The organism is Burkholderia sp. Bp8994 (assembly GCF_003853805.1).
Taxonomy (GTDB): domain Bacteria; phylum Pseudomonadota; class Gammaproteobacteria; order Burkholderiales; family Burkholderiaceae; genus Burkholderia.
The window spans coordinates 1-24,354 of sequence record NZ_QTQH01000009.1 but is presented as its reverse complement, the minus strand read 5'-3'; the positions used below and the strand labels follow the sequence as shown (position 1 = coordinate 24,354).

Below are 24,354 nucleotides of genomic sequence, written 5' to 3'. Positions count from 1 at the left end.
GTCAGCCGCGCGGCGCGGTGAGCACCGACAGCCGCGTGATGCCCGCGTGCTCGATCGCGGCCATCAGCTTCGCGACGGTGCCGTACGGCACATGCTCGTCGGCCTGCAGGTCGAGCGCGACGTCGGGGCGGCCGGCCTTCAGCGCGGCCAGCTCGGCCGGCACCGTGTCGAGCGCGACCGCGCGCTTGTCGAGATACACGATGCCCTTGGCGTCGACGCTCACGGTGACGTTCGGCTTGCGGTCGGCCGGCGCGGTAGCGACGGTATTCGGGAGATTCACGTGTACCGCGTTGTTGAGCAGCGGCGCGGTGACGATGAAGGCGACGAGCAGCACGAGCATCACGTCGACGAGCGGCGTGATGTTGATTTCGCTGAGCACGTCGTCGTTGTCGGAAGAAGACGAGAAGGCCATTATGCGAACGCCTCCTGGCGGGTGTCGTCGGAACGGCGTGCCGGCGCGGCGCCAGGCGCGGCGGCCGGCACGCGGAAGCCGGCCTTCTGCGCGAGCGTGACGAAGTCGGTCGCGAACGCATCGAGGTCGGCCGACGCGGCCTTCACGCGACGCACGAAGAAGTTATACGCGAGCACGGCCGGCACGGCGACCGCGATGCCGATCCCGGTCGCGACGAGCGCCTCGCCGATCGGCCCGGCAACGACGTCGATGCTCGCCGACGCGCTGTGCGTGATCGCGGTCAGCGCATGGATGATGCCGAACACGGTGCCGAACAGGCCGACGAACGGCGCGGTGCTGCCGATCGACGCGAGCACCGCGAGCCCCGCTTCCTCGCGTCGGCGCGCATTGTGGATCTGCTGGCGCAGATGGCGTTCGAGCAGGTCGTGGCGGCTCCAGCTGTGTTCCAGATCGTGCGCGCTGCTCTCGTCGGCACGCCGCAGCGCGTCGAAGCCCGTCGCGGCGAGTTCGCCGACCGGGCTGTTCGCGCCGTCGAGCGCGGCCGCGTCGTGGAAGCTGTTCGCGGCCCAGAATGCACTGACGTAACGCCGGTTGCGCGCGCTCGACCGCAGGCTCTGGATCGCCTTGACGACGATCAGCGTCCACGTGACGACGGAGAAGACGACGAGCAGCCAGAGCGCGCCCTGGACGATGAAGGTGGTCGGGATACCGGTCATGATGTGAATTCCTTGGAAAATGTGGCGAGCCGCCCGGCGGGTCAGCCCAGCTTGAAATCGATCGGCACGTTGACCCAGCCGTCGACCGCTTCGTCGCCGCGCTTCGCGGGCACGAACGTCCAGCGCTTCACGGCGGCCACCGCCGCGTTGTCGAGCACGCGGCGGCCGCTGCTCGTGCGGACCTCGACGGAATCTGGCGTGCCGTTCGCGAGCACGTGCACGCGCAGCACGACGCGCCCTTCCCAGCCCTGGTCCTGCGCGAACGCCGGATAGTCGGGTGCCGGGTTACGCAGGTATGCCGCGTCGCCGATCGGCGCGGATTCGCGCACGGGTGCGGCCGGCGCGGCGGAGACGGGCGCCGGGTTCGGGATGGCAGGCGCTGCGGCGACCTGTGCCGGTGCAGCAGTCGATGCGTCGCGCGCCACCGCGGGCACGACAGCCGGAGCGGCCGCCTGATGCGCAACGGCCGCACGCGGCTTCGGCGGGGTCGGCGCCTGCTTCAACGGCTTCGGCGGCACGACCGGCGGCGGCGGATGTACGGCCTGCGGCAACGGTTCGGGCGGCCGCGTCAACTCGACCGTCATCGGCAGTGGCCTCGGCGGTTGCACGGGCGGCTCGGCGGGCGCACGCGCCGCCAATAGCGCGATGCCCGCGTGCAGCGCCGCGACGGCGAGCGCAATCGCGCCCGCGCCGCGCCAAGCGCCCGGCTGCGCAGGCCGCACGTCCTTGCGCGCAGGCGGAACCGCCGGCGGCAGCCGTGTCGCGGGCACCGCAACCGCGGCGGCCGTGCGCGCCGCGTGCCGGCGCGCCGGCGGCACGCCGTATTCGATCGCCAGTCCTGTCATGTTCGACTCCTTGCAATGACGCGCCGCGGCGCGCTACGCGACCCACGCATGGCGATGCCGGTCGATCTGCGTGAACGGCGCCGGATCGATCCATGCGCGCGCATCGAAATCGCGTTCGAGAAAGCCCCACTCGACGAGGAAATCCTTGAACGCGACCAGTCCGTCGATCGACGTCGGCGCGAGCCCCGTTTCCAGATGCCGGTGCACGTCCGCGCCGTACGCGTAGCGCACCCACTCGTCGGACGCGCGCGTTTCGCGGCCGATATAGGCGACAGTCTCCGCCGGATGGCGCGCGGCCCAGTCGCCCGCGCCGACCACGACCGACAGGAAGCGGCTCACGAGATCGGGGCGCGCATCGATCAATGCGCGATCGACGGTCAGCGTGCGCGGCGTTCCGTTGCCGATCCGCACCAGCGGATCGGGGTGCGCGCCGAGATCGATGACGACCTGCGCGTCGATCAGGTGCACGGTTTCGAGCCCTTCGACACCTTTCACGAACACCGCGTCGACCTCGCCGCGCACGAGTGCCGCGATCTCGAGCCCGTACTCGTGCGGGCCGCGCGTGAACGACGCGGGCCCGGTGCGGCGCTCGTGCGTGTCGGGCAGGTCGACCCATTCGGCGTCGCCGTGGCCGAGCCCTTCCAGTTCGAGCGCGCTCAGGAACCCCTTCAACGCGGCCGCGCGCCAGAAGTCGATGCTGATCGGATGGCGCGGCAACCCGAGCCGCCGGCCGCGCAGATCGCGCGCGGTGCGGATGCCGCGCTCGGGCAGCGTGACGATCGCCTGGAATTCGTTGGTCCACGACAGGCCGATCACGCGCGTATCGGCGCCGCGAGCCCGCGCCCACAGCGCGGGAATGTTGCCGCCCTGCCGGAACGAGTGCGGCAGGCTGTGATCGAAATGCGATTCGCGCTTGTCGGCGTCGGCCGTCTCCTGCAGCGAGTGCAGCGCGATGCCGTCCGGCCCGAACTCCTCGTCGAACCAGCCGCGATGCACGGCGATGCCGAGCGCGGTCGGCACCGGGCAGCGCGTGTACCAGAGTGCGTCGCAAGCCGTGGCCTGCGCAGCGAGTGTCGTCATGGTGAGTGTCCTTGTCGTTTGAATGTGCAGGCCCACCGCCGCGCTCAGGCGCCGGCCACGCGCAGCGCCGCCTGCGTGCCGCGTGCGTTCAGCGCGCCGTCGACGAGCGGCAGCACTTCCTCGCCCACGCGGTACGCCTCTTCCAGATGCGGGTTGCTCGCGAGGATGAACGTCGAGACGCCGATGTCGACGTATTCCGCCAGCCGCTCGGCTACCTGCTCGTGGCTGCCGACGATCACGCAACCGGGGCCGCCGCGGATCTGCGACATCCCGGCCCACAGGTTCGGGCCGACGATCAGGTCGTCGAAGTGCTGCGTGTTGCCCTGGTGCAGCGCGAACTGACGTTTCGCGCCGACCGATTCCGACTCGCCGCGCCCGCCGAAGCCGTTGTGCGTCGACGCACTCACGGTCGCGAACATCTGCCGCAGCTCGGCCCACGCCTGCTCCTCGGTCTCGCGCGCCAGGATGTCGATGCGCATGCCGAAGCGCAGGTCGCGCTCGGCGTTCTGGCGGTCGAGCGCGCGGCGCGCCGCATCGATCACCTCCTTCTGCTTCGCGAGCGGCTCGCCCCAGCTCAGGTGCACGTCGCCGTGCTTCGCGGCGACCGCGAGCGCGGCATCGCTCGCGCCGGCCAGATAGATCCGCGGCGGTGTCTGGCCGCTCAGCGGCGGCAGCAGCCCGCCGGCTTCGACGCGATAGAAGCGGCCGTCGAACGTGAACGGCGCGCCGGCCGCGACGCCCTTCACGACGTCGAGAAATTCGTCGGTGCGCGCATAGCGGCTGTCGTGATCGATGAAGTCCCCGTACGCGCGCTGGTCGGGACCGCCGCCGCCCGTGACGACGTTCCACTCGACGCGGCCGCGGCTGATCCGCTGCAGGCTCGCGGCCATCTGCGCCGCATAGACGGGATGCACGAAATGCGGCTGCAGCGCGATCAGCAGTCGCAGCCGGCGCGTCTCGCGCGCCAGCGCCGCCGCGACGACCCACGGCTCCTCGGTAAAGCGGAAGATCGGAATCAGCGCGCCGTGAAAGCCGACGATATCGGCCGCACGCGCGACTTGCGACAGGTAGTCGATGTAGCCGAAATCGTCGTCGTCGACTTTGGGCGCAACGCGCGCTGCGCGCTGGCGGTTCCATTCGCCGCGCGTATGCAGGTCGTGTGCGCGCCGGCCGTCGCCGTGCATCGGCAGGCGCCACAGAAATTCAACAGTCATCGGGATTCTCCTTGTCGGCCCGTTCGGATTGCGTGCGGCACCGGCGTGCCGCGCGTATGCAGCGCTGTTAAGCACGCGGTGTGCCAACGCGCTCGCTCGCCGACCTGCGAAGCGACCGACGAGCGCGCGCGACGCCTTGCGGGCCGGGCGTCGGCGGCAAACGGCAGGAACGCGCCCGAGGTTGCCGGCATCGCGAACACGAGGCGGCGCGGTGCTGCTGCACCGGCCGCACCGGTGCTGCATGCGCAACAGCGCTCGATGCGACTGTTGCTCACGCAACAGGCGATGCGCGGGCCGACGCGCCACGCATCGCGCGCGATGCCCGCTGCGCTTGCCGCACGGCCGTTTCCGTTCACTGGCCCGGAACTTGCAATGTGGAACGGCCCGCGCGTGCGACACCGCGCCTCGACCACGCTTACCCAGACAGGGGAATCTCACACATGACAGACAGGCCCGATTCGTCATCGGACAAGCAGCAGACGTTCTGGTACGCCCGATCGCCGGTGCCGACGCCGCTCGGCATCGCCGTGCATCTCGGCTGGCTCAACGGCGAGACGTCGGCCGACGGCGTCGCGATCCGCTCGCCGCGCGGCGCCACGCGGCACGACGTGTCGTCGATCAGCGACCACACGCTCGCGCAGTCGTTTCGCCAGGGCGGCAGCATCCCCGCGATGTGGGCGCGCTCGAACGACGCGAATACGCGCGTGATCGGGTTGTCGTGGGTCGACGAATCGCAGCTGATCCTCGCGCGCCCCGAGTCGGGCATCCGCTCCGTGAAGGCGTTGCGCGGGCGCCGGATCGCGATTCCGAGCCGCCCCGACGATCGCATCGACATCTTTCGCGCGTCGGCGCTGCGCGGCTTCGTCAATGCGCTGAGCCTCGACGGATTGACCACGCGCGACGTCGAACTCGTCGACGTGCGCGCACGCACGCTGCAGGCCGTCGGGCCGGCGCGCGCGGCGAACCTGTTCGCGTCGCCGCAAGGCTTCTCGAGCCGCGCGCTCTATGCGGCCGAAGCCGGCGCGCTGCTGCGCGGCGAAGTCGACGCGATCTACGTGAAAGGCTCGACGGGCCTCGAGATCGCGCAACTGATCGGCGCGCACGTCGTGATCGACATCGGCTTCCATCCGGAGCGCTCGATCCGCAACAACAACGGCACGCCGCGCCCGCTGACCGTCAACGCGGACGTGCTCGCGAACCATCCGGACATCGTCGCCGGCTTCCTGAAGCTCGTGGTCGCCGCCGGCGAGTGGGCGAGCGCGCATCCCGACGAAACCGCGCACTACGTGGCCGGCGAAACCGCGTCGTCGATCGACTGGGTGCGCGCCGCGTACGGCAACCAGCTGCACCGCCATCTCGGCGTCAATCTCGACGACGAATCGATCGCCGCGCTCGACGAGTTCAAGACGTTCCTGCATGCCCACGGCTTTCTGGAAGCGGACTTCGATGTCGCCGACTGGATCGACCCGCGCCCGCTTGCCGACGTGCTGCGGCCGTCGCTGCAGAAGCGCGCATGAGCCCCTTTACCGTTCACTGTCCGGGACCATCATGAAACACACGCTCTCCCTCGCTTCGCTGCGCCGCCCGCTACGCGCGCTGCTCGCCGCGCTGCCGCTGGCCGCGGCGGCGCTCGCGGCACCGGCCGCGCATGCGGAAGACGCCCCCAAGGTCGTGCGCATCGCCGTCGTCGCGTATTCGAGCGGCGGCAAGACGCAATACGCGGGCGCCTCAGCACTGATCGACGCCGACAAGTCGCTTGAAAAAGCGCTGGCGGCACGGCACGTGAAGCTGCAATGGGTGCCCGTGTCGACCGCGGCGGTCGGCACGCTCGTCAACGAGGCATTCACGAACGGCAGCATCGATTTCGCCGGTTACGGCGATTTGCCGTCGGTCGTCGTCAACGCATCGGGCACGCACACGCGCCTGATCGTGCCCGGCGGCGTCGGCAGCAACACGTATCTCGTCGTACCGGCCGGCTCGACCGCGAAATCGATCGTCGACCTCAAGGGCAAGCGCATCGCGCTCAACCGCGGCCGGCCGTGGGAAGTCACGTTCGGCAAGCTGCTCGCCGAGAACGGGCTGAAGCTGTCCGACTTCAAGATCTACAACCTCGATCCGCAGGCCGGCGCGGCGGCCGTCGCGGCCGGCCGCGTCGACGGCTTGTTCACGCTGTCCGACGCGTATTCGCTCGTCGACAAGCAGGTCGGCAAGATCATCTGGTCGACCAAGACCGCGCCCGACGACTGGAAGATGCGCGCGGAACTGTGGGCGTCCGACGATTTCGTGCGGCGCTACCCCGACATCACGCAGCTCATCGCGACGGCCTATGTCCGTGCCGCGCACTGGATCTCGCAGCCGCAGAACCGCGACGCGTACGTGAAGATCCTGAGCGCGTCCGGCCAGCCGGAAAGCATCGTCCGCCGCGAATACGCGGACGAAGCGACGCCGTGGAAGGAGCAATGGACGCCGCTCTTCACGCCGGCGCTGACCGGCCACTATCGCGACGTGATCGCATACAGCCGCCAGGCCGGCCTGACTTCCGTGCCGGTCGACGTGAACGCGCTGCTCGCGCCGACCTTCGTGTCGACCGCGCTCAAGCAGCTCGGCCTCGACGGCTACTGGCACGCCGACGCCGCGCGCGTCGCGAGCCGCTGATGCCGATGCGCGCCCTCGCGCCGAACGGCTTGCGCGCCATCCGCCTGCCCGGCATCGCGCGGCTCGGCGAACATGCGCTGTGGTGGATCACGCCCGTCGCGTTCGCCGCGCTGTGGTGGCTCGCGAGCGCGCAGCGCTGGTTTCCGCCGCAGCTCGTCGTGCCGCCCGAGCGCCTCGCGGCGACGCTGCGCACGCTGCTCGACACCGGCGAGCTGCGCGACAACCTGCTGATCACGCTGCATCGCCTCGCGCTCGGCTTCGCGATCGGCGCGACGGGCGGCGCCGCGTTCGGCATCCTGCTCGCGCGCAGCCGACTGTTCTCCGACTATCTGCGGCCGACGTTCGACCTGCTGCGGCAGGTGCCGACGCTCACGCTGATTCCGCTGCTGATCCTGCTGATCGGCGTCGAAGAACCGCTGAAGCTCGTCGTGGTCGGCAAGGCCGTGTTCTTCCCGGTTGCGCTGGCCGCATACACGGGCGTGCACGACGCGCCGCGCGATCTCGTCGAGATGGCGCGCCACTACGGGCTCGGCCGCTTCGCGCTGCTGCGCGACGTGCTGCTGCCGGCCGCGCTGCCGCCGCTGCTGACCGGCGTGCGAATCGCGCTGGCGCGCGCGTGGCTCGCGCTCGTTGCGGTCGAACTGCTCAGCGCCGACAGCGGGATCGGCCAGATGATGGAACTTGCCCGGCAGATGCTGCGGCTCGACGTGGTGCTCGTCGACGTCGCGGCGATCGGGCTGATCGGCTTCGCGCTCGACCGATCGATCGCGCTCGTGCAGCGCTACGCATTGCGCTGGCAGACGCCCGCACGCTGACCCTGACTGGATACGCTTCGGCATGACCTTCGCTACCCGCGCTTTCTCGTTCGCCCCGCTGCGCCGCCGCGCGCGCGGCTTCGTCGTGCCGGCCCTGCTGGTTGCCGCATGGCAATACGCGTCGTCCGGCGACGCGGCTCATCAATACGCGTTCGTGCCGTTGCAGCAGGTCGGCGCCGCGCTGGTCGAACTCGCACGCAGCGGTGAACTCGCGACCGATCTCGGCGCGAGCCTGCGCCGCACGACGCTCGGGCTCGGAGTCGGCGTCGCGTTCGGGCTCGTGTTCGGTGCGTCGATGGCGCGTTCGCCGCTCGCGCGCAAGCTCGCCGAGCCGGCCTTCCAGGCACTGCGCTACGTGCCGCTGCTCGGACTGATTCCGCTGCTGAGCCTGTGGGCCGGCACCGGCGAATTCGCGAAGGTGTTCATCATCGCGCTCGCCGCGTTCTACCCGATGACCACCGCCAGCTTCGACGGGCTGCGCCGCGTCGATCCGCGCTACGTCGAACTCGCGCGGTCGTATCGCCTGAGCCGGATCGGCTTGTGGCGCGACGTGCTGATTCCGGGCGCATTGCCCGACCTGTTCGCGGGCGTGCTGCAGGCCGTGCCGTTCGCGTGGATCACCGCGACCAGCAGCGAGCTGCTGTTCAACACGGGGGCCGGCGTCGGCAGCCTGATGCAGAACGCGCAGGCCGGTGCGCGCGCCGACGTGCTACTGGTGTGCGTGCTGGGCGTGACGGCGCTGGCCGTCGGGATGAGCGCGGTATGCGAGCGGGTCGCACAGCGCGCGCTGCGCTGGCGCGATCACGCCTGACGGCGCAGCCGCGCGTCGGCGTCGCCCGCATCGCCCGCTCCACCCGCATCGCGCGGCTTCAGGATGCCGAGCTGCGCGAGCCGTGCGCGCACGATGTTGCGCGATTGATCGAGCAGGCGCGACATGCGCAGCTGGTTGTGCTCGCTGTAGTCGAACACGCTGCGGTAGACGGTGTCCTCGATGTGCTGCCACAGCGCCGGCGTGCCGAGATCCAGCAGCTCGATCACCGCGTGACGCAGCGCGTCGGTCGCTTCGGCGACGTCGCGCGCACGGCGCGGCGGTGCGGCGGCCGCGCCCGGTGAATCGGCCATGTCGGGCGCGAGCGACAGCGCCGAGAACTGCAGGTCGCCGACGTCGATCGCGCCGCCCGCGCAGATCAGCACCGCATGATGGATCACGTTCTCGAGTTCGCGGATGTTGCCGGGCCACGCGTGCGTGTGCAGCCGTGCGCGTGCGGCGTCCGTGAGCGTCGGCGCGGCCACGCGCAGCCGCTTCGCGTAGGTGTCGATGAAGTGTTCGATCAGCGGCGCGATGTCGCCGGGCCGCTCGCGTAGCGGCAGCAGGCTCAGCTTCACGACGTTGAGCCGGTAGTACAGGTCCTCGCGGAAATTGCCCGCGCGCACCGCGGCTTCGAGATTCACGTTGGTGGCCGCGACGAGCCGCACGTCGATCTTCACGGTCTTGCGCGAGCCGACCGGCGTCACCTCGCGCTCCTGCAGCACGCGAAGCAGCTTGACCTGCGCGGACAGCGGCAGGTCGCCCACTTCATCGAGAAACAGCGTGCCGCGATTCGCGGATTCGAACCAGCCTGGCTGGCTGTTGATCGCGCCGGTAAACGCGCCGCGCTCGTGGCCGAACAGCTCGCTCTCGATCAGCGTCTCCGAGAACGCACCGCAGTTGACCGCGACGAACGGGCCGTCGCGGCGCTCGCTCAACGCGTGCACGAGGCGCGCGATCAGCTCCTTGCCGGTGCCGCTCTCGCCGGTGACGAGCACCGTCGCATCGCTCGGCGCGACGAGCTGGATGCGTTCGAGCAGCACCCGCGATTTGGGATCGTCGAACGTCAGTGCCTTCGCACGGATCGTGATCGCATGCGAAGTCGGGTCCGGCAAGCTGAAGATGGCCATGGCACGACCGGCGTGTTGAACGGGAGAGGTTCGACGATAGCAAGGCGCGCGCCGGCCAGGAACCAATTCATCGAGCTATCGGTATGACGGCGGCCGGATTGCGCCGCCCGCGGCGCGGCGTCACGCGAGGCCGGTCATCTTCCATTGCTGCTCGAGCGCGCCCGGGCCGAATTCGAGCGAGCCGCCGAGCGGTTCCGCGAGCGCCTGGAAATACGCGGCTTCCTCGAGGATCAGGATGTACTTCGACACGTCGAGAATCGACTTGCCCCAGAACGTCGCGCCGCCGTTCGCCTCGATGATCGCCGGGACTTCGGGGTCGCGCCGGATCGTGTCGACGATGAAGCGCGGTTCGCCGGGACGGCGATCGACGTAGACCGGAATCTCGCGGGCCCTTGTGTAGCGCGCGGCCGGCGCATAGCGGATCGGCAGCGGACGATGCGCGCTCGCCCACGCGCCGAGGTACGGGCCGTGCACGTGAATCACGACGTCGACTTCCGCTACCTCGCGGAATACGCCCGCATAACGCGGCCCGTTGGCGCCCGCGCGCGCATCGCCGTGCAGCACGTCGCCGTCGAGCGTCACGACGACCGGCTGGATCTCCTGAGACGCAGCCCACGGGCTCGGCGCCGACAGCGCGACGACGAGTTCCGTGCCCGGCACGCGTTGAAACGCCTGGAACGTGTTGGTGGCGGACAGCGTGCGCGTTTCCTTCAGCACGCGCGCGGCCTGCGCGAATTCGCGCGCGGCGCGCTCGACGAATGCCACGAGTTCGCCGCCGTCGATGGCTTGGGTGACGGACATGAGTACGGTTTCCTTGATCGGGTGGACGGATGGGCTCGCGTCGCAACGCCGCGACGCACGGCAACCGGATCAGCAGCAATCGTGCCAGCCGGGCACGCGAGCGTCGCATGCGTGCGCCACCGCGCGGGCGTGCCGTGTGCGCGCCGTGGACGAACCGCGCGGCGCGATACGTGTGTCGGCATCTGTTGCGGGAGCAACAACCGGCGAGCCCGGATTGCTGCGCGAGACGCAGCCGGCGCCTGCGCGCGCCGCACGCCGCGCGCGGGCGTTTCCCCGTCGTGCCGCACGCCGCGCGTGCCGCTCACGCGCTGCACTCGCGCTGCACTCGCGCTGCGCCCGCGCTGCCCCCGCGCTGGTTCAAAACTTGCGTCGTGGTCGGCCCGCGCCGGGCACTGCCCGGCGCGTCCGATCCGATCTCACCGACTTCCATCCGACCATGACGCTCCTCCCCCTGCGCGGCTTCGCTGCGCGCACGCTGCTGGTTTCGGCGCTCGCCGTGCCGTCCCTCGTTTCGCATGCGGCTTCGCCCGGCCGCGTTCCCGCGCCCGATCCGTTGCAGGGCGACGGTCACGTATCCGCGTTCTACACGTGGGACCGCGACGTTCCGGCGACGCCCGGCGTGCTGCTGCGCACCGAAGCACTGCCCGCGACGCTCGGGCTCGCGAGCGCCGGACGGCAACTGCGCATCCTGTATGCGTCGACCGACGGCGTCGGCGGCCGCGCGCCGATCGCCGTATCGGGCGCGCTGTTCGTGCCGCGCGGTACGCCGCCGGCCGGCGGCTGGCCGATCGTCGCGTGGGCACACGGCACATTCGGGATGGCCGACATCTGCGCGCCGTCGTGGTTCGGCCGCTCGTATCGCGACGTGCGCTACCTGAACGCATGGCTTCAACAAGGATTCGCGGTCGTCGCGACCGACTATCAGGGGCTCGGCACACCGGGCCCAAATCCGCAGCTCAACAACCGCTCGAACAGCTACACGCTGCTCGACAGCGTGCGTGCGGTGCTGGGCGGCGTGCCGGGCCTCGCGAACGAAGTCGTGCTCGTCGGCCAGTCGCAGGGCGGCTCGGCCGTATTCGCGGCGGCCGGCTACGCCCCCGTCTATGCACCGGAACTCGCGATCCGCGCGACCGTCGCGACCGGGACGATCTACAACGCGTCGCGCGCCACGCTCGCGTCGCTCCCGAAGTTCGAAACCGCATACCGGCGCGATCCCGAGCGCGTCGATCCTACGCTCGCGTACCAGTTCTACTCGGTGCTGTCCGCGCAGCAGATCGACCCGTCGCTGCGCGCGGACGAAGTGCTGACCGACACCGCGCTGCCGATCCTCGAACAGGCGCGCATCGGTTGCCTGGCGTCGCTCGAGGACGATGCGGCGCTCGCGCACCTCACCCACGCGAACGCCGTGAAGCCGGGCGGCGATGCGCGTCTGAAGACGTGGTGGGACGAATACCTGAAATATCCGACGCTGAAGATCGCCACGCCCGTGTTCATCGGCGCGGGCGCGGACGACGGGCTCGCACCGCTCGAGCTCGCGCTCGCGAAGGATGCGTGCGCGGCGGGCACGACGGTCGAGGCGCACCTGTATGCGGGCCGCGAACACAACGGCACCGTCAACGCATCGCTTGCCGACTCGATTCCGTTCGTGAAGCGCGTGCTCGCCGGCGCGACGATCCGCCCGGTTTGCACGCCGGCCGCGCAGCAGGCCGACGCGCAATAGCCGGCAGCACGTGCTTTGCATGACGGCGCGAATGCTTTCCCGGAATCGACGCATGGGCTGCATCGTCGCGGCAGGCGCGTCCATAGCGCCTGCACGCAAATGCATTTCGGAATCCGTTATTGGATCGCGCCGTCGCGCGTTTTTATACTCGTCAGCACTCTCTGCTAAAGAGTGCCAGCCAATTTCGACACAACAGAACAGGACGGACAGATGAGCCTACGCCCCTTGCACGACCGGGTCATCGTGAAGCGACTCGACCAGGAAACCACCACCGCCTCGGGCATCGTGATCCCCGACAGCGCCGCGGAAAAGCCCGACCAGGGCGAAGTGATTGCCGTCGGCCCCGGCCGCAAGGACGCGGACGGCCAGCGCATCGTGCCCGACCTGCAGGTCGGCGAACGCGTGCTGTTCGGCAAGTACGCGGGCCAGGCGGTCAAGGTGGACGGCAATGAATTCCTCGTGCTGCGCGAGGAAGACATCGTCGCGGTCGTCAATCAATAACGGAGTGCAAATCATGGCAGCGAAGGAAATCATTTTCAGCGACGTCGCACGTGCGAAGCTGACCGAAGGCGTCAACATTCTCGCGAACGCGGTGAAGGTCACGCTCGGGCCGAAGGGCCGCAACGTCGTGCTCGAACGCAGCTTCGGCGCGCCCGTCGTCACCAAGGACGGCGTGTCGGTCGCGAAGGAAATCGAACTCGCGGACAAGCTGCAGAACATCGGCGCGCAGCTCGTGAAGGAAGTCGCGTCGCGCACCAGCGACGCCGCCGGCGACGGCACGACGACGGCCACCGTGCTCGCGCAGGCGATCGTGCGTGAAGGCCAGAAATACGTCGCGGCCGGGCTCAACCCGCTCGACCTGAAGCGCGGCATCGACAAGGCGGTGGCAGCGGCCGTCGACGAGCTGAAGAAGATCAGCAAGCCGACCACCACCAGCAAGGAAATCGCGCAGGTCGCGACGATCTCCGCGAACGGCGAGGAATCGATCGGCCAGCGCATCGCCGAGGCGATCGACCGCGTCGGCAAGGAAGGCGTGATCACCGTCGAGGACGGCAAGTCGCTCGCCGACGAGCTCGACGTCGTCGAAGGGCTGCAGTTCGACCGCGGCTACCTGTCGCCGTACTTCATCAACAACGCCGACAAGCAGATCGCCGAGATCGAGAACCCGTACATCCTGCTGCACGACAAGAAGATCTCGAACATCCGCGACCTGCTGCCGGTGCTGGAGCAGGTCGCGAAGTCGGGCCGGCCGCTGCTGATCATCGCGGAAGACGTCGAAGGCGAAGCGCTCGCGACGCTGGTCGTGAACAACATCCGCGGCATCCTGAAGACGGTCGCGGTCAAGGCGCCGGGCTTCGGCGATCGCCGCAAGGCGCTGCTGGAAGACATCGCGATCCTGACCGGCGGCCAGGTCGTCGCCGAGGAAACGGGCCTCACGCTCGAGAAGGCGACGCTCGCCGAACTCGGCCAGGCCAAGCGCATCGAGGTCGGCAAGGAAAACACGACCGTGATCGACGGCGCGGGCGACGCGAAGAACATCGAGGCCCGCGTGAAGCAGATCCGCGTGCAGATCGAGGAAGCGACCTCCGACTACGATCGTGAAAAGCTGCAGGAACGCGTGGCCAAGCTCGCGGGCGGCGTCGCCGTGATCAAGGTCGGCGGCGCGACCGAGATCGAAGTGAAGGAGAAGAAGGACCGCGTCGACGACGCGCTGCACGCGACGCGCGCGGCCGTCGAGGAAGGCATCGTGCCGGGCGGCGGCGTCGCGCTGATCCGCGTGCGGCAGGCGATCCGCGCACTCAAGGGCGCGAACGCCGACCAGGATGCGGGCGTCAAGATCGTGCTGCGCGCGCTCGAGGAACCGCTGCGCCAGATCGTCACGAACGCGGGCGAGGAAGCGAGCGTGGTCGTCGCGAAGGTCGCGGAAGGCACGGGCAACTTCGGCTACAACGCGCAGACGGGCGAATACGGCGACCTCGTCGAGTCGGGCGTGCTCGATCCGACCAAGGTCACGCGCACGGCGCTGCAGAACGCGGCATCGGTCGCGGGGCTGCTGCTGACGACCGACGCGACCGTGTTCGAAGCGCCGAAGGATGCGGCGCCGGCCGCGGTGCCGGGCGGGCCGGGTGCGGGCGGGCCCGGGTTCGATTTCTGACATCGCTGTGCGCGGCCGCCCGAACCGGGCAACCGCGTTTCGATCCACGACGCGTGGCGGCACCGGTCGCCACGCGTTTTTTCATGCGTGAACGCCGCGCGCGCCGTCGTCAGAACATCTGGCGCAGGCCGATCGCGGCCCCGACGTTGTTGGTCCTGCCGATCTGGTCGACCTTGCCGGTGAGCCGGTTGGTGGCGCCCGGATAGTCGGCCGCGAACGCGCCGTTGCCGCGCGCGAAATCGACCGTGCCGTATACCTCGGTGTGCTTCGACAGCGCATATTCGGCCAGCACGGTCGCCGAGTAGTTGATCCCGGAGCCGAGCGTGCCGTCGAGCCGCTCCGCATTGCGCGCGTGGCCGTAATAGCCGGCCACCGTGATCAGCAGCGGCGCGGTAGCCTGCCAGTTCGCGCCGACGTAGAACGTATCGTCGATACGATTCGGGCTGCCGCCACCGAGCGTGGGCGCGCCGGCCTGCTGCATGTTGAAGTCGGTCGTACCCGTCTTGTCCTGCCCGTGCAGCCAGCCGGCCAGCAGGCGCACGGACGGCGTGACCTGGTACGCACCGCTCACGTGCAGGAAGTTCACCTTCGCGCCGTTGACCGCGCTGCCGTTCACGGACGATACCGAGGTCTGCTGGAAGCCGGCGTTGATCGACGCGGGCCCTTGCGCGTAGGTCAGCTCGACACCGTACGTGCTGTCGAGACCCATTGCACCGGCATGATTGCCGAACCCGTAGATCGCATCGACGCTGAAGCCGTTGGTCGAGAACTTGTACTTCACCGAGTTCGCCACCGTCAGGTAGTTGCCGATGCCGTTGTACGCCCAGCTGTCCTGCCAGTAGTCGCCGACGGTCATCGGGTCGAACACGTCGCCCATCGTGTCGTACAGCGGCGCGTACTGGTTGCCGAAGGTCAGCGAGCCGTACCGGTCGCTCGCCAGGCCGACGTATGCCTGCCGGCTGAACAGCGTGTTCGCGACGTGCAGTCTGCCGTCGCCGAGCTCGAAGCCGTTCTCGAGACGGAAGATCGCCGCAAGGCCGCCGCCGAGATCCTCGCTGCCACGCAAGCCCCAGCGGCTGTGCGTTTCCGGGCCGACCGTCATGCCGACCAGGTCCCGGCCGTCGGGGCCGGCGTTCGTCTGATAGCGGATCGCCGTATCGACGAGGCCATACAACGTGACGGAACTCTGCGCAAAGGCGGGTGATGCCGCTGCTACGGCGAACACCGCGCCGACACCACCGGATACGACGATGCGGTTCATGAAAGGCCTCCCTGAGCGATTGATTTTGTAAGCAGTCCGACAGCATTTGCGGCTGGCGGACGGTACTGCGCTCGGGAGAATAATCGGTCATATTCGCGACACCTATTGCCGATTCCGGATTGCACCTTTCCAACGCGCTCAACAATGGCGGCGGCGTGCGGCGCACGCCCGCCGGCCGGTGCCGAAGCGACCGCGCGGCGCCATCGACGGCACGCCGGGGTAAGATGAACGCTCCTTCCGCCGCTTCGCCGCCCGCGCCATGTCGACCACCATCAACACCCTGCTGCCGCTCGCCGGCGTCCTGCTGCTCAGCGTGGCCAGCCCCGGCCCGAACTTCGTGATCGTCACGTCCACCGCGCTCGCGCAGCGCCGCGCCGGCGTGATGACCGGGCTCGGCCTCGCCGCCGCATCGGGCACCTGGGCCGCGATCGCGATTGCCGGCCTCGGCCTGCTCGTGACCCACGTCGCCTGGGTGCACACCGCGCTGCGACTGGCAGGCGCCACGTACCTGATCTGGCTCGGCCTGAAGATGGTGCTGAGCGCACGCAAGCCGCTCGCCGTGTCCGCGCCGCCCGCGTCCTCCGGCTGGCAGGCCGCGAAGAAGGGCTACGTGGTCAGCATGACGAACCCGAAATCCGTCGCGTTCTACGGCAGCATCTTCGCGTTGATGGTGCCGGCGCATACGCCGGTGTGGCTCGATCTCACGGTCGTCGTGCTGTCGATCGGGATTTCGGGCGCGTGGTACTGCGCGATGGCGCTGCTCGCATCGCATCCGTCGGTGCGCCGGCTGCTGATCCGGCGCAAGGCCGTGCTCGACACGACGGCCGGGCTGCTGCTGATGGGGCTCGGCGGGCGCATGCTGGCCGGGCGCTGAGCGCCGTCGCGCTGCCGCATCGCCACGAAAAAAGGCCGCTTGCGACGCCCCGTTGCCGGGAGTCGCAAGCGGCCTTTCCGCATGCCGCGCGCCTCAGCGCCGTGCCGCCAGCCTTCTCACGACACTCACGAGCGCATCGACCTCATCGCACGTGTTGTAGAACGCCAGCGACGGCCGCACCGTCGCCTCGAGCCCGAAGCGCCGCAGGATCGGCTGCGCGCAGTGATGCCCCGAGCGCACCGCGATGCCCTCTTCGTTCAGCGCCTGCCCGACTTCCTCGGTCTCATAGCCCTTCAGCACGAACGACAGCACGCTCGCCTTGTCGCGCGCGGTGCCGACGAGCCGCACGCCCGGCACCGGCGCGAGCACGCTCGTCGCATACGCGAGCAGGTCGTGCTCGTAACGCGCGATGTTCTCGATGCCGACGCGGTTCACATAGTCGAGCGCCGCGCCGAGCCCCACCGCGTCCGCGATGTTGCCGGTGCCGGCCTCGAAGCGGTTCGGCGGCGGCTGGAACACCGTGCGCTCGAACGTCACGTCCGCGATCATGTTGCCGCCGCCCTGCCAGGGCGGCATGTCGTCGAGGATCGCGCGCTTGCCGTACACGACGCCGATGCCGGTCGGCCCGTAGATCTTGTGCCCGGAGAACACGAAGAAATCCGCATCGAGCGCCTGCACGTCGACGCGCATGTGCGAGATCGACTGCGCGCCGTCGACCAGCGCCTTCGCGCCCGCGCGATGCGCGAGATCGACGATCTCCTTCACCGGCACGACCGTGCCGAGCGCATTCGACACCTGCGTGACGGACACGATCCTGGTGCGGTCGTTGAGCAGCTTCCGGTATTCGTCGAGCAGCACCTGCCCCGAATCGTCGACCGGAATCACGCGCAGCTTCGCGCCCTTGAGCGCGGCAAGCTGCTGCCACGGCACGATGTTCGCGTGATGCTCGAGGTTCGACACGATGATCTCGTCGCCTTCGCCGACGTTCTGCACGCCCCACGACTTCGCGATCAGGTTGATCGCCTCGGTGGTGCCGCGCACGAACACGATCTCGTCCGGCGACGACGCTCCGATGAAGCGCTGCACCGTTTCCCGCGCATGCTCGTACGCATCCGTCGCACGGCCGGCCAATGCATGTGCCGCCCGGTGAATGTTCGAGTTCTCGTGCGCATAGAAATACGCGAGTCGGTCGATCACGGCCTGCGGCTTGTGCGTCGTCGCCGCGTTGTCGAACCAGACGAGCTGCTTGCCGTTCACGCGCTCCTGCAGGATCGGGAAGTCGCGGCGGATCGCGTTCACGTCGAACGGCGGGTGTGCGCCGCGATACAACTGGCCTTGCGGCTCGGCCGCACGCGTATCGTCGATGAAGTAACGCGGCACCTCGCCGCCCGATGCGCGCGACACCGGCACGTCGCGCTGCACGGCGAGCAGTTCGCGCAGCGCATCGTCCCCCGGCAGCCCGAACGCTTCCGGCGACGCGAGGCCGTTCGACGGCACGACGATGTCCTGCGGCGTCGCCTGCCAGCCCTGCCGCGAGCCGTCGGTGAAGTAAAACGGCGACGCGGCCGGCGCGGCCTGCACCGCGCCCTCCGACACCGCCGCCTGCGCCTGCGGCACGCCGAGCGCCGCGCCGCCGACGCGCGGCTCGAACGCGGGCGCGATCGACACCGCGTTGTCGGGCAGCCCGTTTTGCGCGGCCGCGTGCGGCGCGAGCGCGGGCACGCGATTGCCGAGCGACAGCACGTGCGTCGGCGCGGACGGCGCGAGGTTCGTGCCGGGCGCCTTGCCTTGCGGCAGCGCGAGGCCCGGCACGCCGGTGCCCGTGCCGCCCGGCCCCGCGAGCGGCGAGCCGCCCGGCGCCGGATTGCTCACCGACGCGAGGATCGGCGCGGCAGCCGGCAGCGCCGACGGCACGCCGCCGACCGCCCCGCTGCCCGCCGACAGCCCGGGCGCGGTGGCCTGCCCGGGCGGCGTCGCGAAGAACTCGGACGCGAGCCGCGCGAGCGCCGCCGGATCGGGCAGGCCGGCCGGCAGCGGCGCGTGCGGCAACGCGAGCGCGTCGCTGCCGGCCGAGCCGGGATTAACGGTAGGTGTCGGGATAGTCATGGTACTTGGCGATTTCGACGTCATCGAGGACAGCCAGCGCATCCGGCGAATGGACCGCGAGCGAGCAGTACAGCGAGATCAGGTACGACGCGATCGCCTGGTTGTTGATCCCCATGAAGCGCACCGACAGGCCCGGCCCCTGCTCGCCCGCGACGCCCGGCTGATAGAGGCCGACCACGCCCTGGCGCTTGTCGCCGACGCGCAGCAGCAGGATCTTGGTCTTGCCGTCCGCGACCGGAACCTTGTCCGACGGGATCAGCGGAATGCCGCGCCACGTGAGGAACTGCGAGCCGAACAGGCTGACCGTCGGCGGCGGCACGCCGCGCCGCGTGCATTCGCGGCCGAACGCGGCGATCGCGAGCGGGTGCGTGAGGAAGAACGCCGGTTCCTTCCATACCTTGGTCAGCAGTTCGTCGAGGTCGTCCGGCGTCGGCGCGCCCGTCAGCGGGAAAATCCGCTGTTCGTCGGTCACGTTCGCGAGCAGCCCGTAGTCCGGGTTGTTGATCAGCTGGCTTTCCTGCAGTTCCTTGATCGTCTCGATCGTCAGGCGCAGCTGTTCCTTGATCTGGTCATGAGGACTGCTATAGAGATCGGAGATCCGCGTATGCACGTCGAGCACCGTGCTCACCGCGTTCAGGAAATACTCGCGCGGTTGTTCCTCGTACGGCACGAAGGTCTGCGGCAGCACGCTTTCGTCCTCGAGCTGCGTGCACGCGGCGCGCACGGCTTCCGGGTTCTTCACCTGGTTCAGGCGGTAGATGCCGGCCTCGACCGGCACCCACTGCAGCAGATGGGTCAGCCAGCGCGGCGTAATCGTGGAAAGCTGCGGGACGGTCTTGGTAGCGTTCGCTAGTTGGCGGGCGGCGTGATCGCTCAGCGCGGCCGTGCCGCTTGCAACGGTCGACATGTGTGGCTCCGGGTTCTTAAGATGAAAAACGGGATTGCTTATGACGCTGGGTGATTATCGGAAGCACGCACCTGCCGGCTCAACATGCTATAGCCGTCACGCGGCACCACCGAACGGGAAAGGAAGCGGAATGCGTCAGGCGACGGACACGCCGGGCAACAGCGTCGAGATCGACACGTCGAACGCGCGCGCGATCTTGTCGGCGGTGACGATCGAGGCAATCGCCTCGCCGCGCTCGATCTCGCCGACGTACGAGCGGTTCAGCCCCGCGTGTTCGGCGAGCTGCTCCTGCGACCACGTGCGCGCCTCGCGCAGCTTGCGCACGTTGGCGCCGAAGTGCTGGATCAGGTCGCTCATGTCGTTACCTGTGCGTCGGGCACCGGCTCGGCCGGCTCGCTCCGCGCGCGCGGCGCGGCATTCGCCTCGCTGCGCAGCACGGCCTGCGTGATGTTCGCGCCCGCCGGCACGTCCTGCGTGAGCCACACGTTGCCGCCGATCACCGCGCCGCGGCCGATCGTCACGCGGCCGAGGATCGTTGCGCCCGCATAGATCACCACGTCGTCCTCGACAATCGGATGGCGCGCGAGCCCCTTCTCCAGATGACCGGCCGCATCGCGCGGGAAGCGCTTCGCGCCGAGCGTGACGGCCTGGTACACGCGCACGCGCTCGCCGATGATCGCGGTCTCGCCGATCACGACGCCCGTGCCGTGGTCGATGAAGAAGCCGCCGCCGATCCGCGCGCCCGGGTGAATGTCGATGCCGGTTTCCGCATGCGCCTGCTCGGCGATGATCCGCGCGAGCAGCGGCAGCCCGAGCCGGTACAGTTCGTGCGCGAGCCGGTGGTGGATCATCGCGAGAATGCCGGGATAGCACAGCAGCACTTCGTCGACGCTGCCCGCCGCCGGATCGCCGTGGAACGCGGCCAGCACGTCGCTGTCGAGCAGCCGGCGGATGTCGGGCAGGCGTGCCGCGAAGGCCTGCACGGCCGTGGCGGCCGCTTCGTCGATCTGCGCGTCGGCGTTGCGTTGCCGCGCCGCGTAGCGCAGCTCGAGCGTCACCTGCGCAAGCAGCGCGTTCAGCGCCGCGTCGAGCGCGTGAGCCACATAGAAGTTCTCGCTCTCCTGCCGCAGGTCGGGCGGCCCGAGCCGCATCGGGAACAGCACGCCCTTGAGTGCGCCGATGATCTGTGCGAGCGCCTCGCGCGCCGGCAGGTCGCGCCCGCCCGGTTCGAGCGAGCGCCGCTGCTTCTCGCGCCACGCGCGGCGCACGGTCTGGAGCGACTGAACGATGTCGTCGATATCGAATGCGGCCATGCTGACTTCTCCCCGTAACGGCCGTGACTCAGTCCTGCGCCCACGGCAGGCCGCGATGGCGCCAGCCGTTGCTGCCGCCGCGATGCTGCTGTTCGTCGAGGTCGCCCTCGAACCCTTCGAGCACGTTGAATACCTGCGTGAAGCCGCCTTTGGCCGCGGCCTCGGCTGCCTGCGCGGAGCGGTTGCCGCTGCGGCAGAGCAACAGCACGACCGCGTCCTTGCCGGTCTTCGCTTCCAGTTCGCGCACGAAGCGCGGGTTGCGCGTCAGGCTCGTGCCGGTCGCCCACGGCACGTGCAGCGACTCCGGCACGTGGCCGACGAATTTCCGTTCTTCCGCGGTGCGCACGTCGACCAGCAACGCGTCGCCGGCGGAAAAGAGCGCCCACGCGGCTTCCGGCGCCACGCCGCCCGCGTACGGCGTGCCCGCCGCTGCGGCCGCCGCGCGGGCGTCTTCGAGCGCCTGCTGGGCGGCGGTTCGTTCTTCCAATGCAAACGTCATCACGCTTCCTTGTTCTCGCAGATTCGTATGATCAAACATGCCGGGAATGCGGCCGGTGCAGCTTGCGTGCTGTCTATAGCCGTCAGCCCCACTATGCGAGCGCGCTTGGGGAAGCAGAACCAATAAAAATTCATTTCCTAATCAGCAGCGCGTGAAATGCAATAGCAGACGCGCGCAATTGGGGCGGATTCGTGCGGAGGACGGGGAGCGACGGCCGTTCGATGTCGCGCATCGAAGGTTTTTGAAAGGATCGGCGGCGGCGAAGCCGGGAACGATGCCGCACGCGACGCGCGCCGCGCGTCGTGATGGAATCCGCAATGGAATCGTGCGCCGGGTCGAACGGCGCACGCTTCAATGAATCGGCAAACGGCAGGCGGCCGGCGCGGTGCATCGTCGGCGCACCACGCCCGTCACCGCATCAGCGGCCCGGATCGTCGCCGCGGGCAATCGCGCGATCCACCTCGTCGGCCTGCCGGCGCACGTCGTCGGGGCGATGCTCGACCACCGCGTTGATCGCCGGGTTCACTCACTGCGCATCCTGCTTCGCACGTTCCGCGGCCGCGATGATCGCGTCGGCCACGGCTTTCGGCTGGCTCAGCATCGCGACGTGGCTGCCGTTCACACGCGTGACCGTCGCGCCGATCCGCTTCGCCATCGCCTCCTGCAGCTTCGGATCGATCATCCGGTCCTGCGTCGCGACGACGAACGACGACGGCTTCGCATGCCACGCGGCCTGCGCGACCTTCTCCGAAATGCAGCCACCGTACCACGGCCCCTGCGTCGCCGCGACGACGCGCTGCTGCGCGGGCGGCAGGTCCGGTGCGAAATCCTGTGCGATCGCCTTGTCCGACAGCGTCGCGAAACCGCCCGCATCGTTGCGCAACTCGCCGGCCCACGACGGTGCCGGCAGCCCCTGCGTGACGTCGGCGATCGACTGGCCGTTGTCCGGCGCGAACGCGGCGACGTAGACGAGCGACTTCACCTTGTCGTCGTTGCCCGCATCGCTGATCACGACACCGGCCCACGAATGGCCGACCAGCACGACGGGCCCCTTCTGCTCGTCGATCGCGCGCTTCGTCGCGGCCGCGTCGGCGGCGAGCGAGCTCAGCGGGTTCTGCACCGATACGACATGCAGGCCGCGCGCTTCGAGCAGCGGAATCACGCGGTTCCAGCTCGACCCGTCGGCGAACGCGCCGTGCACCAGCACGACGTTCGTGCCCTTCAGGTCTTCCTTGGGCGCCGCCTGCGCCGCGACCGCACCGAACAGCCCGCCGAGCACCGCCGCGGACACCAGAACCCGTTTCGTCAAACCGACCATCGTCATGCTCCTTTTCATCGTGTTGTGCATCTGAAGTGTTTCCGATGCGGCCGCGCCGCTCGTCTCCCGGGCGCGGCCGCGGATCACGAGTGCGCGTACAGATCGTCAGCGTCCGTGCGCGCGTTCCGTGCGGCGCGCTGGTCGGCCGCGGCGTAGCGGGAGGCCGGCGCCGACGCGGCAGCCACGTTGTCGTCCTGCGACTTCGACGGGCCATTCTGGTCGGAGCGCGCGACCTGCTGCGCTGCGATAACGTTCTGTGCGGCGGCGATATCGTCCGGGTAACGCGCGTCGCTGCCGGCCGGGTTGTAGCCGGCCTGCTCGAGCCGGACGAGGTCGGCGCGCACATCGGCGCGCGTGAGGCCGTGGCCGGCATCGGCGAACGACAAGACGGGGATCGAAGCGAGTACGGCAACTGCGAGGATTCGAGCGGCTTTCATGAGATTTCTCCTGGAAGGAAGGTGGGGTATCGATCACTCGGCATCCGGTGCGAACGCTTGGCACCGAACGTTTTCTGCATGTCGACAGTAGAACCCGCTCACGTATCCGGGATGTTTCCAAAACTCGCCTTCAGTGCAATCCGATGTTTCCGGAGCCTCGATAGATACAGTGCGATACAAATCCGTCAGCATCGCCACGTACACACGGACGATAGCGATTCGAGCGCTTCCAAGTACGGACGCGATGTCATGCGCAGCTGTGTCATGAGGCCGATTCGCCGGATGGTCGCCTGTCGGACGACAGCGAATCGCACGGCCACGCTCTACGTCAGCAGCGAAGCCATGCGACCGATTCGGGCCTGAAACACATTCTGACAATCCGTGTCCGTTATCACGGGCTCCGCGCGGAGTTTTCGGGCGGCCGCGTCTTTCATGCGCGCCGATTCAGTATGCTCGCCGCCTGATCACGTTTCCCTCTTGCTTCGGACACTTATCTTTTCATTCCGTGTCGGTCCGATGGCGGTGGAACGCATCCCGCATGTTGAGGAGTCTGGATGACCGATTCAATTTTCGATCCTCGATCGGAAGCAAACACGCGCAATGACGAACCCGTCGCGCACGCGGCTGCGCCTGACGCGCCCGCATCTCGGCCGGCACCGCCGCCGATCGTCGTCGGCCGCGTCGAAGGCGTGACGATGTTTGCGAAGAACACGCCGCTCATCTGTCTCAAGCAGATGCCCTTGCCCGGTATCGTGATCTTCGTTCATGGGGTGAACTCGGAGGGCGAATGGTTCGAGGCGTCGGAGGAAGGGCTGTGCAAAGGCCTGAACCGCAGGCTCGGGCGTCTGGACGATCAGATGATGTATCACGGTATCGATGCGGGGCAATTGACGCCCGCGAAGTACACGGAGAGTGTGACGCCGGATGGGTTTCTGAACCCTGATTTGCTGGCAGACAATTACATCAAGCCCGAGCCGTCGTTCTCGCCCGTCATTCATTTCCGCTGGGGCTATCGCGCGACTGCCGCGGAATTGAAGGAGTACGGCGACAAGATCTTCCTGAACGAGAAGGACTATTGGGGCGGCGGCCCGTTCACGAACGGCTGTGCCAGTCTGCCCGATCTTTGGCACGGCGGTCTGGACGATCGAACGATGGGCTGGATGACCGTGCAAGGCATCAATCCGACCAACCGGCCACTGTATCGCGCGCCGCCTCGAGCGTATGGCGTACTCGCCGCGTTGCGCCTTGCCAGGCTGATCGAGTCGATTCGCCGAATGCAGGCCGATGT

General features: G+C 68.8%; 24 protein-coding genes and 1 pseudogene. 9 read left to right on the top strand and 16 right to left on the bottom strand.

From position 1 onward, the window contains the following. Nucleotide 1: 1 nt before the first annotated feature. From DIE04_RS11345 to DIE04_RS11325, 5 genes are read right to left on the bottom strand one after another with little or no spacing between them, the layout of a single operon-like run. Nucleotides 2–412 (bottom strand): biopolymer transporter ExbD, encoded by a 411-nt coding sequence (locus DIE04_RS11345; protein ID WP_124521955.1) that lies wholly within the window; start codon nucleotides 410–412, stop codon nucleotides 2–4. Then, nucleotides 412–1,128, bottom strand: a complete 717-nt coding sequence (locus DIE04_RS11340) for a MotA/TolQ/ExbB proton channel family protein (protein WP_124487727.1) — start codon at nucleotides 1,126–1,128, stop codon at nucleotides 412–414. Before DIE04_RS11340 ends, DIE04_RS11345 begins: the two co-directional genes overlap by 1 nt. Nucleotides 1,129–1,169: 41 nt before the next feature. Next, nucleotides 1,170–1,973, bottom strand: a complete 804-nt coding sequence (locus DIE04_RS11335; protein WP_124487728.1) for an energy transducer TonB — start codon at nucleotides 1,971–1,973, stop codon at nucleotides 1,170–1,172. A 33-nt stretch (nucleotides 1,974–2,006) separates the two neighbouring features. Then, on the bottom strand, nucleotides 2,007–3,053 hold the full coding sequence (locus DIE04_RS11330) for an ABC transporter substrate-binding protein (RefSeq protein ID WP_044847304.1): 1,047 nt from the start codon (nucleotides 3,051–3,053) through the stop codon (nucleotides 2,007–2,009). Between the two features lie 44 nt (nucleotides 3,054–3,097). After that, nucleotides 3,098–4,267: an LLM class flavin-dependent oxidoreductase gene (locus DIE04_RS11325; RefSeq protein WP_124521953.1), complete on the bottom strand. Its 1,170-nt coding sequence runs from the start codon at nucleotides 4,265–4,267 to the stop codon at nucleotides 3,098–3,100. A 440-nt stretch (nucleotides 4,268–4,707) separates the two neighbouring features. On the opposite strand from DIE04_RS11325, the gene DIE04_RS11320 reads away from it, so the two are divergent. The 4 genes from DIE04_RS11320 to DIE04_RS11305 are packed head-to-tail and all read left to right on the top strand — an operon-like array spanning nucleotide 4,708 to nucleotide 8,548. Further along, complete coding sequence (locus DIE04_RS11320; RefSeq protein WP_044847306.1) at nucleotides 4,708–5,784, top strand: ABC transporter substrate-binding protein; 1,077 nt, start codon at nucleotides 4,708–4,710, stop codon at nucleotides 5,782–5,784. A 31-nt stretch (nucleotides 5,785–5,815) separates the two neighbouring features. Beyond that, the gene (locus DIE04_RS11315; RefSeq protein ID WP_124521951.1) at nucleotides 5,816–6,922 is read left to right on the top strand and encodes a PhnD/SsuA/transferrin family substrate-binding protein; all 1,107 of its coding nucleotides are present in this window, start codon (nucleotides 5,816–5,818) and stop codon (nucleotides 6,920–6,922) included. Further along, on the top strand, nucleotides 6,922–7,737 hold the full coding sequence (locus DIE04_RS11310) for an ABC transporter permease (protein ID WP_124521949.1): 816 nt from the start codon (nucleotides 6,922–6,924) through the stop codon (nucleotides 7,735–7,737). The genes DIE04_RS11315 and DIE04_RS11310 overlap by 1 nt, the downstream gene beginning before the upstream one ends. Before the next feature lie 22 nt (nucleotides 7,738–7,759). After that, nucleotides 7,760–8,548 carry an ABC transporter permease gene (locus tag DIE04_RS11305; protein WP_124521947.1) on the top strand — a complete coding sequence of 263 codons (789 nt, stop codon included), beginning with the start codon at nucleotides 7,760–7,762 and terminating at the stop codon, nucleotides 8,546–8,548. Here DIE04_RS11305 and DIE04_RS11300 read toward each other — a convergent pair. Beyond that, nucleotides 8,539–9,675 carry a sigma-54-dependent Fis family transcriptional regulator gene (locus DIE04_RS11300; protein ID WP_124521945.1) on the bottom strand — a complete coding sequence of 379 codons (1,137 nt, stop codon included), beginning with the start codon at nucleotides 9,673–9,675 and terminating at the stop codon, nucleotides 8,539–8,541. The two genes, DIE04_RS11305 and DIE04_RS11300, sit on opposite strands and share 10 nt — an antisense overlap. A 120-nt stretch (nucleotides 9,676–9,795) precedes the next feature. After that, nucleotides 9,796–10,476, bottom strand: a complete 681-nt coding sequence (locus tag DIE04_RS11295; RefSeq protein ID WP_124573029.1) for a class II aldolase/adducin family protein — start codon at nucleotides 10,474–10,476, stop codon at nucleotides 9,796–9,798. A 436-nt stretch (nucleotides 10,477–10,912) separates the two neighbouring features. Between DIE04_RS11295 and DIE04_RS11290 the strand changes: the two genes are divergently transcribed. The 3 genes from DIE04_RS11290 to groL all read left to right on the top strand — a co-directional run bounded on the left by DIE04_RS11290 (nucleotide 10,913) and on the right by groL (nucleotide 14,351). Further along, entirely contained in the window at nucleotides 10,913–12,196 is a 1,284-nt protein-coding gene (locus tag DIE04_RS11290; RefSeq protein WP_124573027.1) for an alpha/beta fold hydrolase, read from the top strand. A 210-nt stretch (nucleotides 12,197–12,406) separates the two neighbouring features. Beyond that, nucleotides 12,407–12,697 carry a co-chaperone GroES gene (locus tag DIE04_RS11285; protein ID WP_011356207.1) on the top strand — a complete coding sequence of 97 codons (291 nt, stop codon included), beginning with the start codon at nucleotides 12,407–12,409 and terminating at the stop codon, nucleotides 12,695–12,697. 13 nt (nucleotides 12,698–12,710) lie between these two features. Then, nucleotides 12,711–14,351, top strand: a complete 1,641-nt coding sequence (gene groL, locus DIE04_RS11280; RefSeq protein WP_044847313.1) for a chaperonin GroEL — start codon at nucleotides 12,711–12,713, stop codon at nucleotides 14,349–14,351. Nucleotides 14,352–14,460: 109 nt separating this feature from the next. Here the strand turns inward: groL and DIE04_RS11275 are convergent, their stop codons facing one another. Beyond that, nucleotides 14,461–15,612, bottom strand: a complete 1,152-nt coding sequence (locus DIE04_RS11275; protein ID WP_044847314.1) for a porin — start codon at nucleotides 15,610–15,612, stop codon at nucleotides 14,461–14,463. Between the two features lie 259 nt (nucleotides 15,613–15,871). Between DIE04_RS11275 and DIE04_RS11270 the strand changes: the two genes are divergently transcribed. After that, nucleotides 15,872–16,486, top strand: a complete 615-nt coding sequence (locus DIE04_RS11270; protein WP_044847315.1) for a LysE family translocator — start codon at nucleotides 15,872–15,874, stop codon at nucleotides 16,484–16,486. A gap of 93 nt (nucleotides 16,487–16,579) precedes the next feature. Here DIE04_RS11270 and DIE04_RS11265 read toward each other — a convergent pair whose 3' ends face one another. The 8 genes from DIE04_RS11265 to DIE04_RS11230 form a co-directional block, all read right to left on the bottom strand. Then, entirely contained in the window at nucleotides 16,580–18,592 is a 2,013-nt protein-coding gene (locus DIE04_RS11265) for a family 2A encapsulin nanocompartment cargo protein cysteine desulfurase (protein WP_124520408.1), read from the bottom strand. Beyond that, the gene (locus DIE04_RS11260; protein WP_034205507.1) at nucleotides 18,567–19,499 is read right to left on the bottom strand and encodes a family 2A encapsulin nanocompartment shell protein; all 933 of its coding nucleotides are present in this window, start codon (nucleotides 19,497–19,499) and stop codon (nucleotides 18,567–18,569) included. Before DIE04_RS11260 ends, DIE04_RS11265 begins: the two co-directional genes overlap by 26 nt. Before the next feature lie 135 nt (nucleotides 19,500–19,634). Next, nucleotides 19,635–19,856 (bottom strand): helix-turn-helix domain-containing protein, encoded by a 222-nt coding sequence (locus DIE04_RS11255; RefSeq protein ID WP_044849007.1) that lies wholly within the window; start codon nucleotides 19,854–19,856, stop codon nucleotides 19,635–19,637. Further along, nucleotides 19,853–20,812 carry a serine O-acetyltransferase EpsC gene (gene epsC / locus DIE04_RS11250; RefSeq protein ID WP_044849008.1) on the bottom strand — a complete coding sequence of 320 codons (960 nt, stop codon included), beginning with the start codon at nucleotides 20,810–20,812 and terminating at the stop codon, nucleotides 19,853–19,855. Before epsC ends, DIE04_RS11255 begins: the two co-directional genes overlap by 4 nt. 28 nt (nucleotides 20,813–20,840) lie before the next feature. Continuing rightward, on the bottom strand, nucleotides 20,841–21,311 hold the full coding sequence (locus DIE04_RS11245) for a rhodanese-like domain-containing protein (protein WP_044849009.1): 471 nt from the start codon (nucleotides 21,309–21,311) through the stop codon (nucleotides 20,841–20,843). A gap of 130 nt (nucleotides 21,312–21,441) precedes the next feature. Next, nucleotides 21,442–21,702: a hypothetical protein gene (locus DIE04_RS11240; RefSeq protein WP_124521939.1), complete on the bottom strand. Its 261-nt coding sequence runs from the start codon at nucleotides 21,700–21,702 to the stop codon at nucleotides 21,442–21,444. A 135-nt stretch (nucleotides 21,703–21,837) separates the two neighbouring features. Then, nucleotides 21,838–22,629, bottom strand: coding sequence for an alpha/beta fold hydrolase (locus DIE04_RS11235; RefSeq protein ID WP_124520422.1), 792 nt, complete (start codon nucleotides 22,627–22,629; stop codon nucleotides 21,838–21,840). A gap of 83 nt (nucleotides 22,630–22,712) precedes the next feature. Then, nucleotides 22,713–23,066, bottom strand: coding sequence for a DUF4148 domain-containing protein (locus tag DIE04_RS11230; protein ID WP_124487737.1), 354 nt, complete (start codon nucleotides 23,064–23,066; stop codon nucleotides 22,713–22,715). Nucleotides 23,067–23,620: 554 nt separating this feature from the next. Between DIE04_RS11230 and DIE04_RS11225 the strand changes: the two are divergent. Further along, nucleotides 23,621–24,354: pseudogene (locus DIE04_RS11225) on the top strand (hypothetical protein); the annotation flags it as partial.

Coding starts and splice junctions, on each gene's coding strand:
- DIE04_RS11330 (WP_044847304.1), bottom strand. CDS start 3,053: ATGACGACACTCGCTGCGCAGGCCACGGCTTGCGACGCACTCTGGTAC.
- DIE04_RS11265 (WP_124520408.1), bottom strand. CDS start 18,592: ATGACTATCCCGACACCTACCGTTAATCCCGGCTCGGCCGGCAGCGAC.
- DIE04_RS11335 (WP_124487728.1), bottom strand. CDS start 1,973: ATGACAGGACTGGCGATCGAATACGGCGTGCCGCCGGCGCGCCGGCAC.
- DIE04_RS11315 (WP_124521951.1), top strand. CDS start 5,816: ATGAAACACACGCTCTCCCTCGCTTCGCTGCGCCGCCCGCTACGCGCG.
- DIE04_RS11290 (WP_124573027.1), top strand. CDS start 10,913: ATGACGCTCCTCCCCCTGCGCGGCTTCGCTGCGCGCACGCTGCTGGTT.
- DIE04_RS11305 (WP_124521947.1), top strand. CDS start 7,760: ATGACCTTCGCTACCCGCGCTTTCTCGTTCGCCCCGCTGCGCCGCCGC.
- DIE04_RS11320 (WP_044847306.1), top strand. CDS start 4,708: ATGACAGACAGGCCCGATTCGTCATCGGACAAGCAGCAGACGTTCTGG.
- DIE04_RS11230 (WP_124487737.1), bottom strand. CDS start 23,066: ATGAAAGCCGCTCGAATCCTCGCAGTTGCCGTACTCGCTTCGATCCCC.
- DIE04_RS11260 (WP_034205507.1), bottom strand. CDS start 19,499: ATGTCGACCGTTGCAAGCGGCACGGCCGCGCTGAGCGATCACGCCGCC.
- DIE04_RS11255 (WP_044849007.1), bottom strand. CDS start 19,856: ATGAGCGACCTGATCCAGCACTTCGGCGCCAACGTGCGCAAGCTGCGC.
- DIE04_RS11245 (WP_044849009.1), bottom strand. CDS start 21,311: ATGACGTTTGCATTGGAAGAACGAACCGCCGCCCAGCAGGCGCTCGAA.
- epsC (WP_044849008.1), bottom strand. CDS start 20,812: ATGGCCGCATTCGATATCGACGACATCGTTCAGTCGCTCCAGACCGTG.
- DIE04_RS11325 (WP_124521953.1), bottom strand. CDS start 4,267: ATGACTGTTGAATTTCTGTGGCGCCTGCCGATGCACGGCGACGGCCGG.
- DIE04_RS11240 (WP_124521939.1), bottom strand. CDS start 21,702: ATGCACCGCGCCGGCCGCCTGCCGTTTGCCGATTCATTGAAGCGTGCG.
- DIE04_RS11275 (WP_044847314.1), bottom strand. CDS start 15,612: ATGAACCGCATCGTCGTATCCGGTGGTGTCGGCGCGGTGTTCGCCGTA.
- DIE04_RS11285 (WP_011356207.1), top strand. CDS start 12,407: ATGAGCCTACGCCCCTTGCACGACCGGGTCATCGTGAAGCGACTCGAC.
- DIE04_RS11300 (WP_124521945.1), bottom strand. CDS start 9,675: ATGGCCATCTTCAGCTTGCCGGACCCGACTTCGCATGCGATCACGATC.
- DIE04_RS11270 (WP_044847315.1), top strand. CDS start 15,872: ATGTCGACCACCATCAACACCCTGCTGCCGCTCGCCGGCGTCCTGCTG.
- groL (WP_044847313.1), top strand. CDS start 12,711: ATGGCAGCGAAGGAAATCATTTTCAGCGACGTCGCACGTGCGAAGCTG.
- DIE04_RS11310 (WP_124521949.1), top strand. CDS start 6,922: ATGCCGATGCGCGCCCTCGCGCCGAACGGCTTGCGCGCCATCCGCCTG.
- DIE04_RS11340 (WP_124487727.1), bottom strand. CDS start 1,128: ATGACCGGTATCCCGACCACCTTCATCGTCCAGGGCGCGCTCTGGCTG.
- DIE04_RS11295 (WP_124573029.1), bottom strand. CDS start 10,476: ATGTCCGTCACCCAAGCCATCGACGGCGGCGAACTCGTGGCATTCGTC.
- DIE04_RS11235 (WP_124520422.1), bottom strand. CDS start 22,629: ATGGTCGGTTTGACGAAACGGGTTCTGGTGTCCGCGGCGGTGCTCGGC.
- DIE04_RS11345 (WP_124521955.1), bottom strand. CDS start 412: ATGGCCTTCTCGTCTTCTTCCGACAACGACGACGTGCTCAGCGAAATC.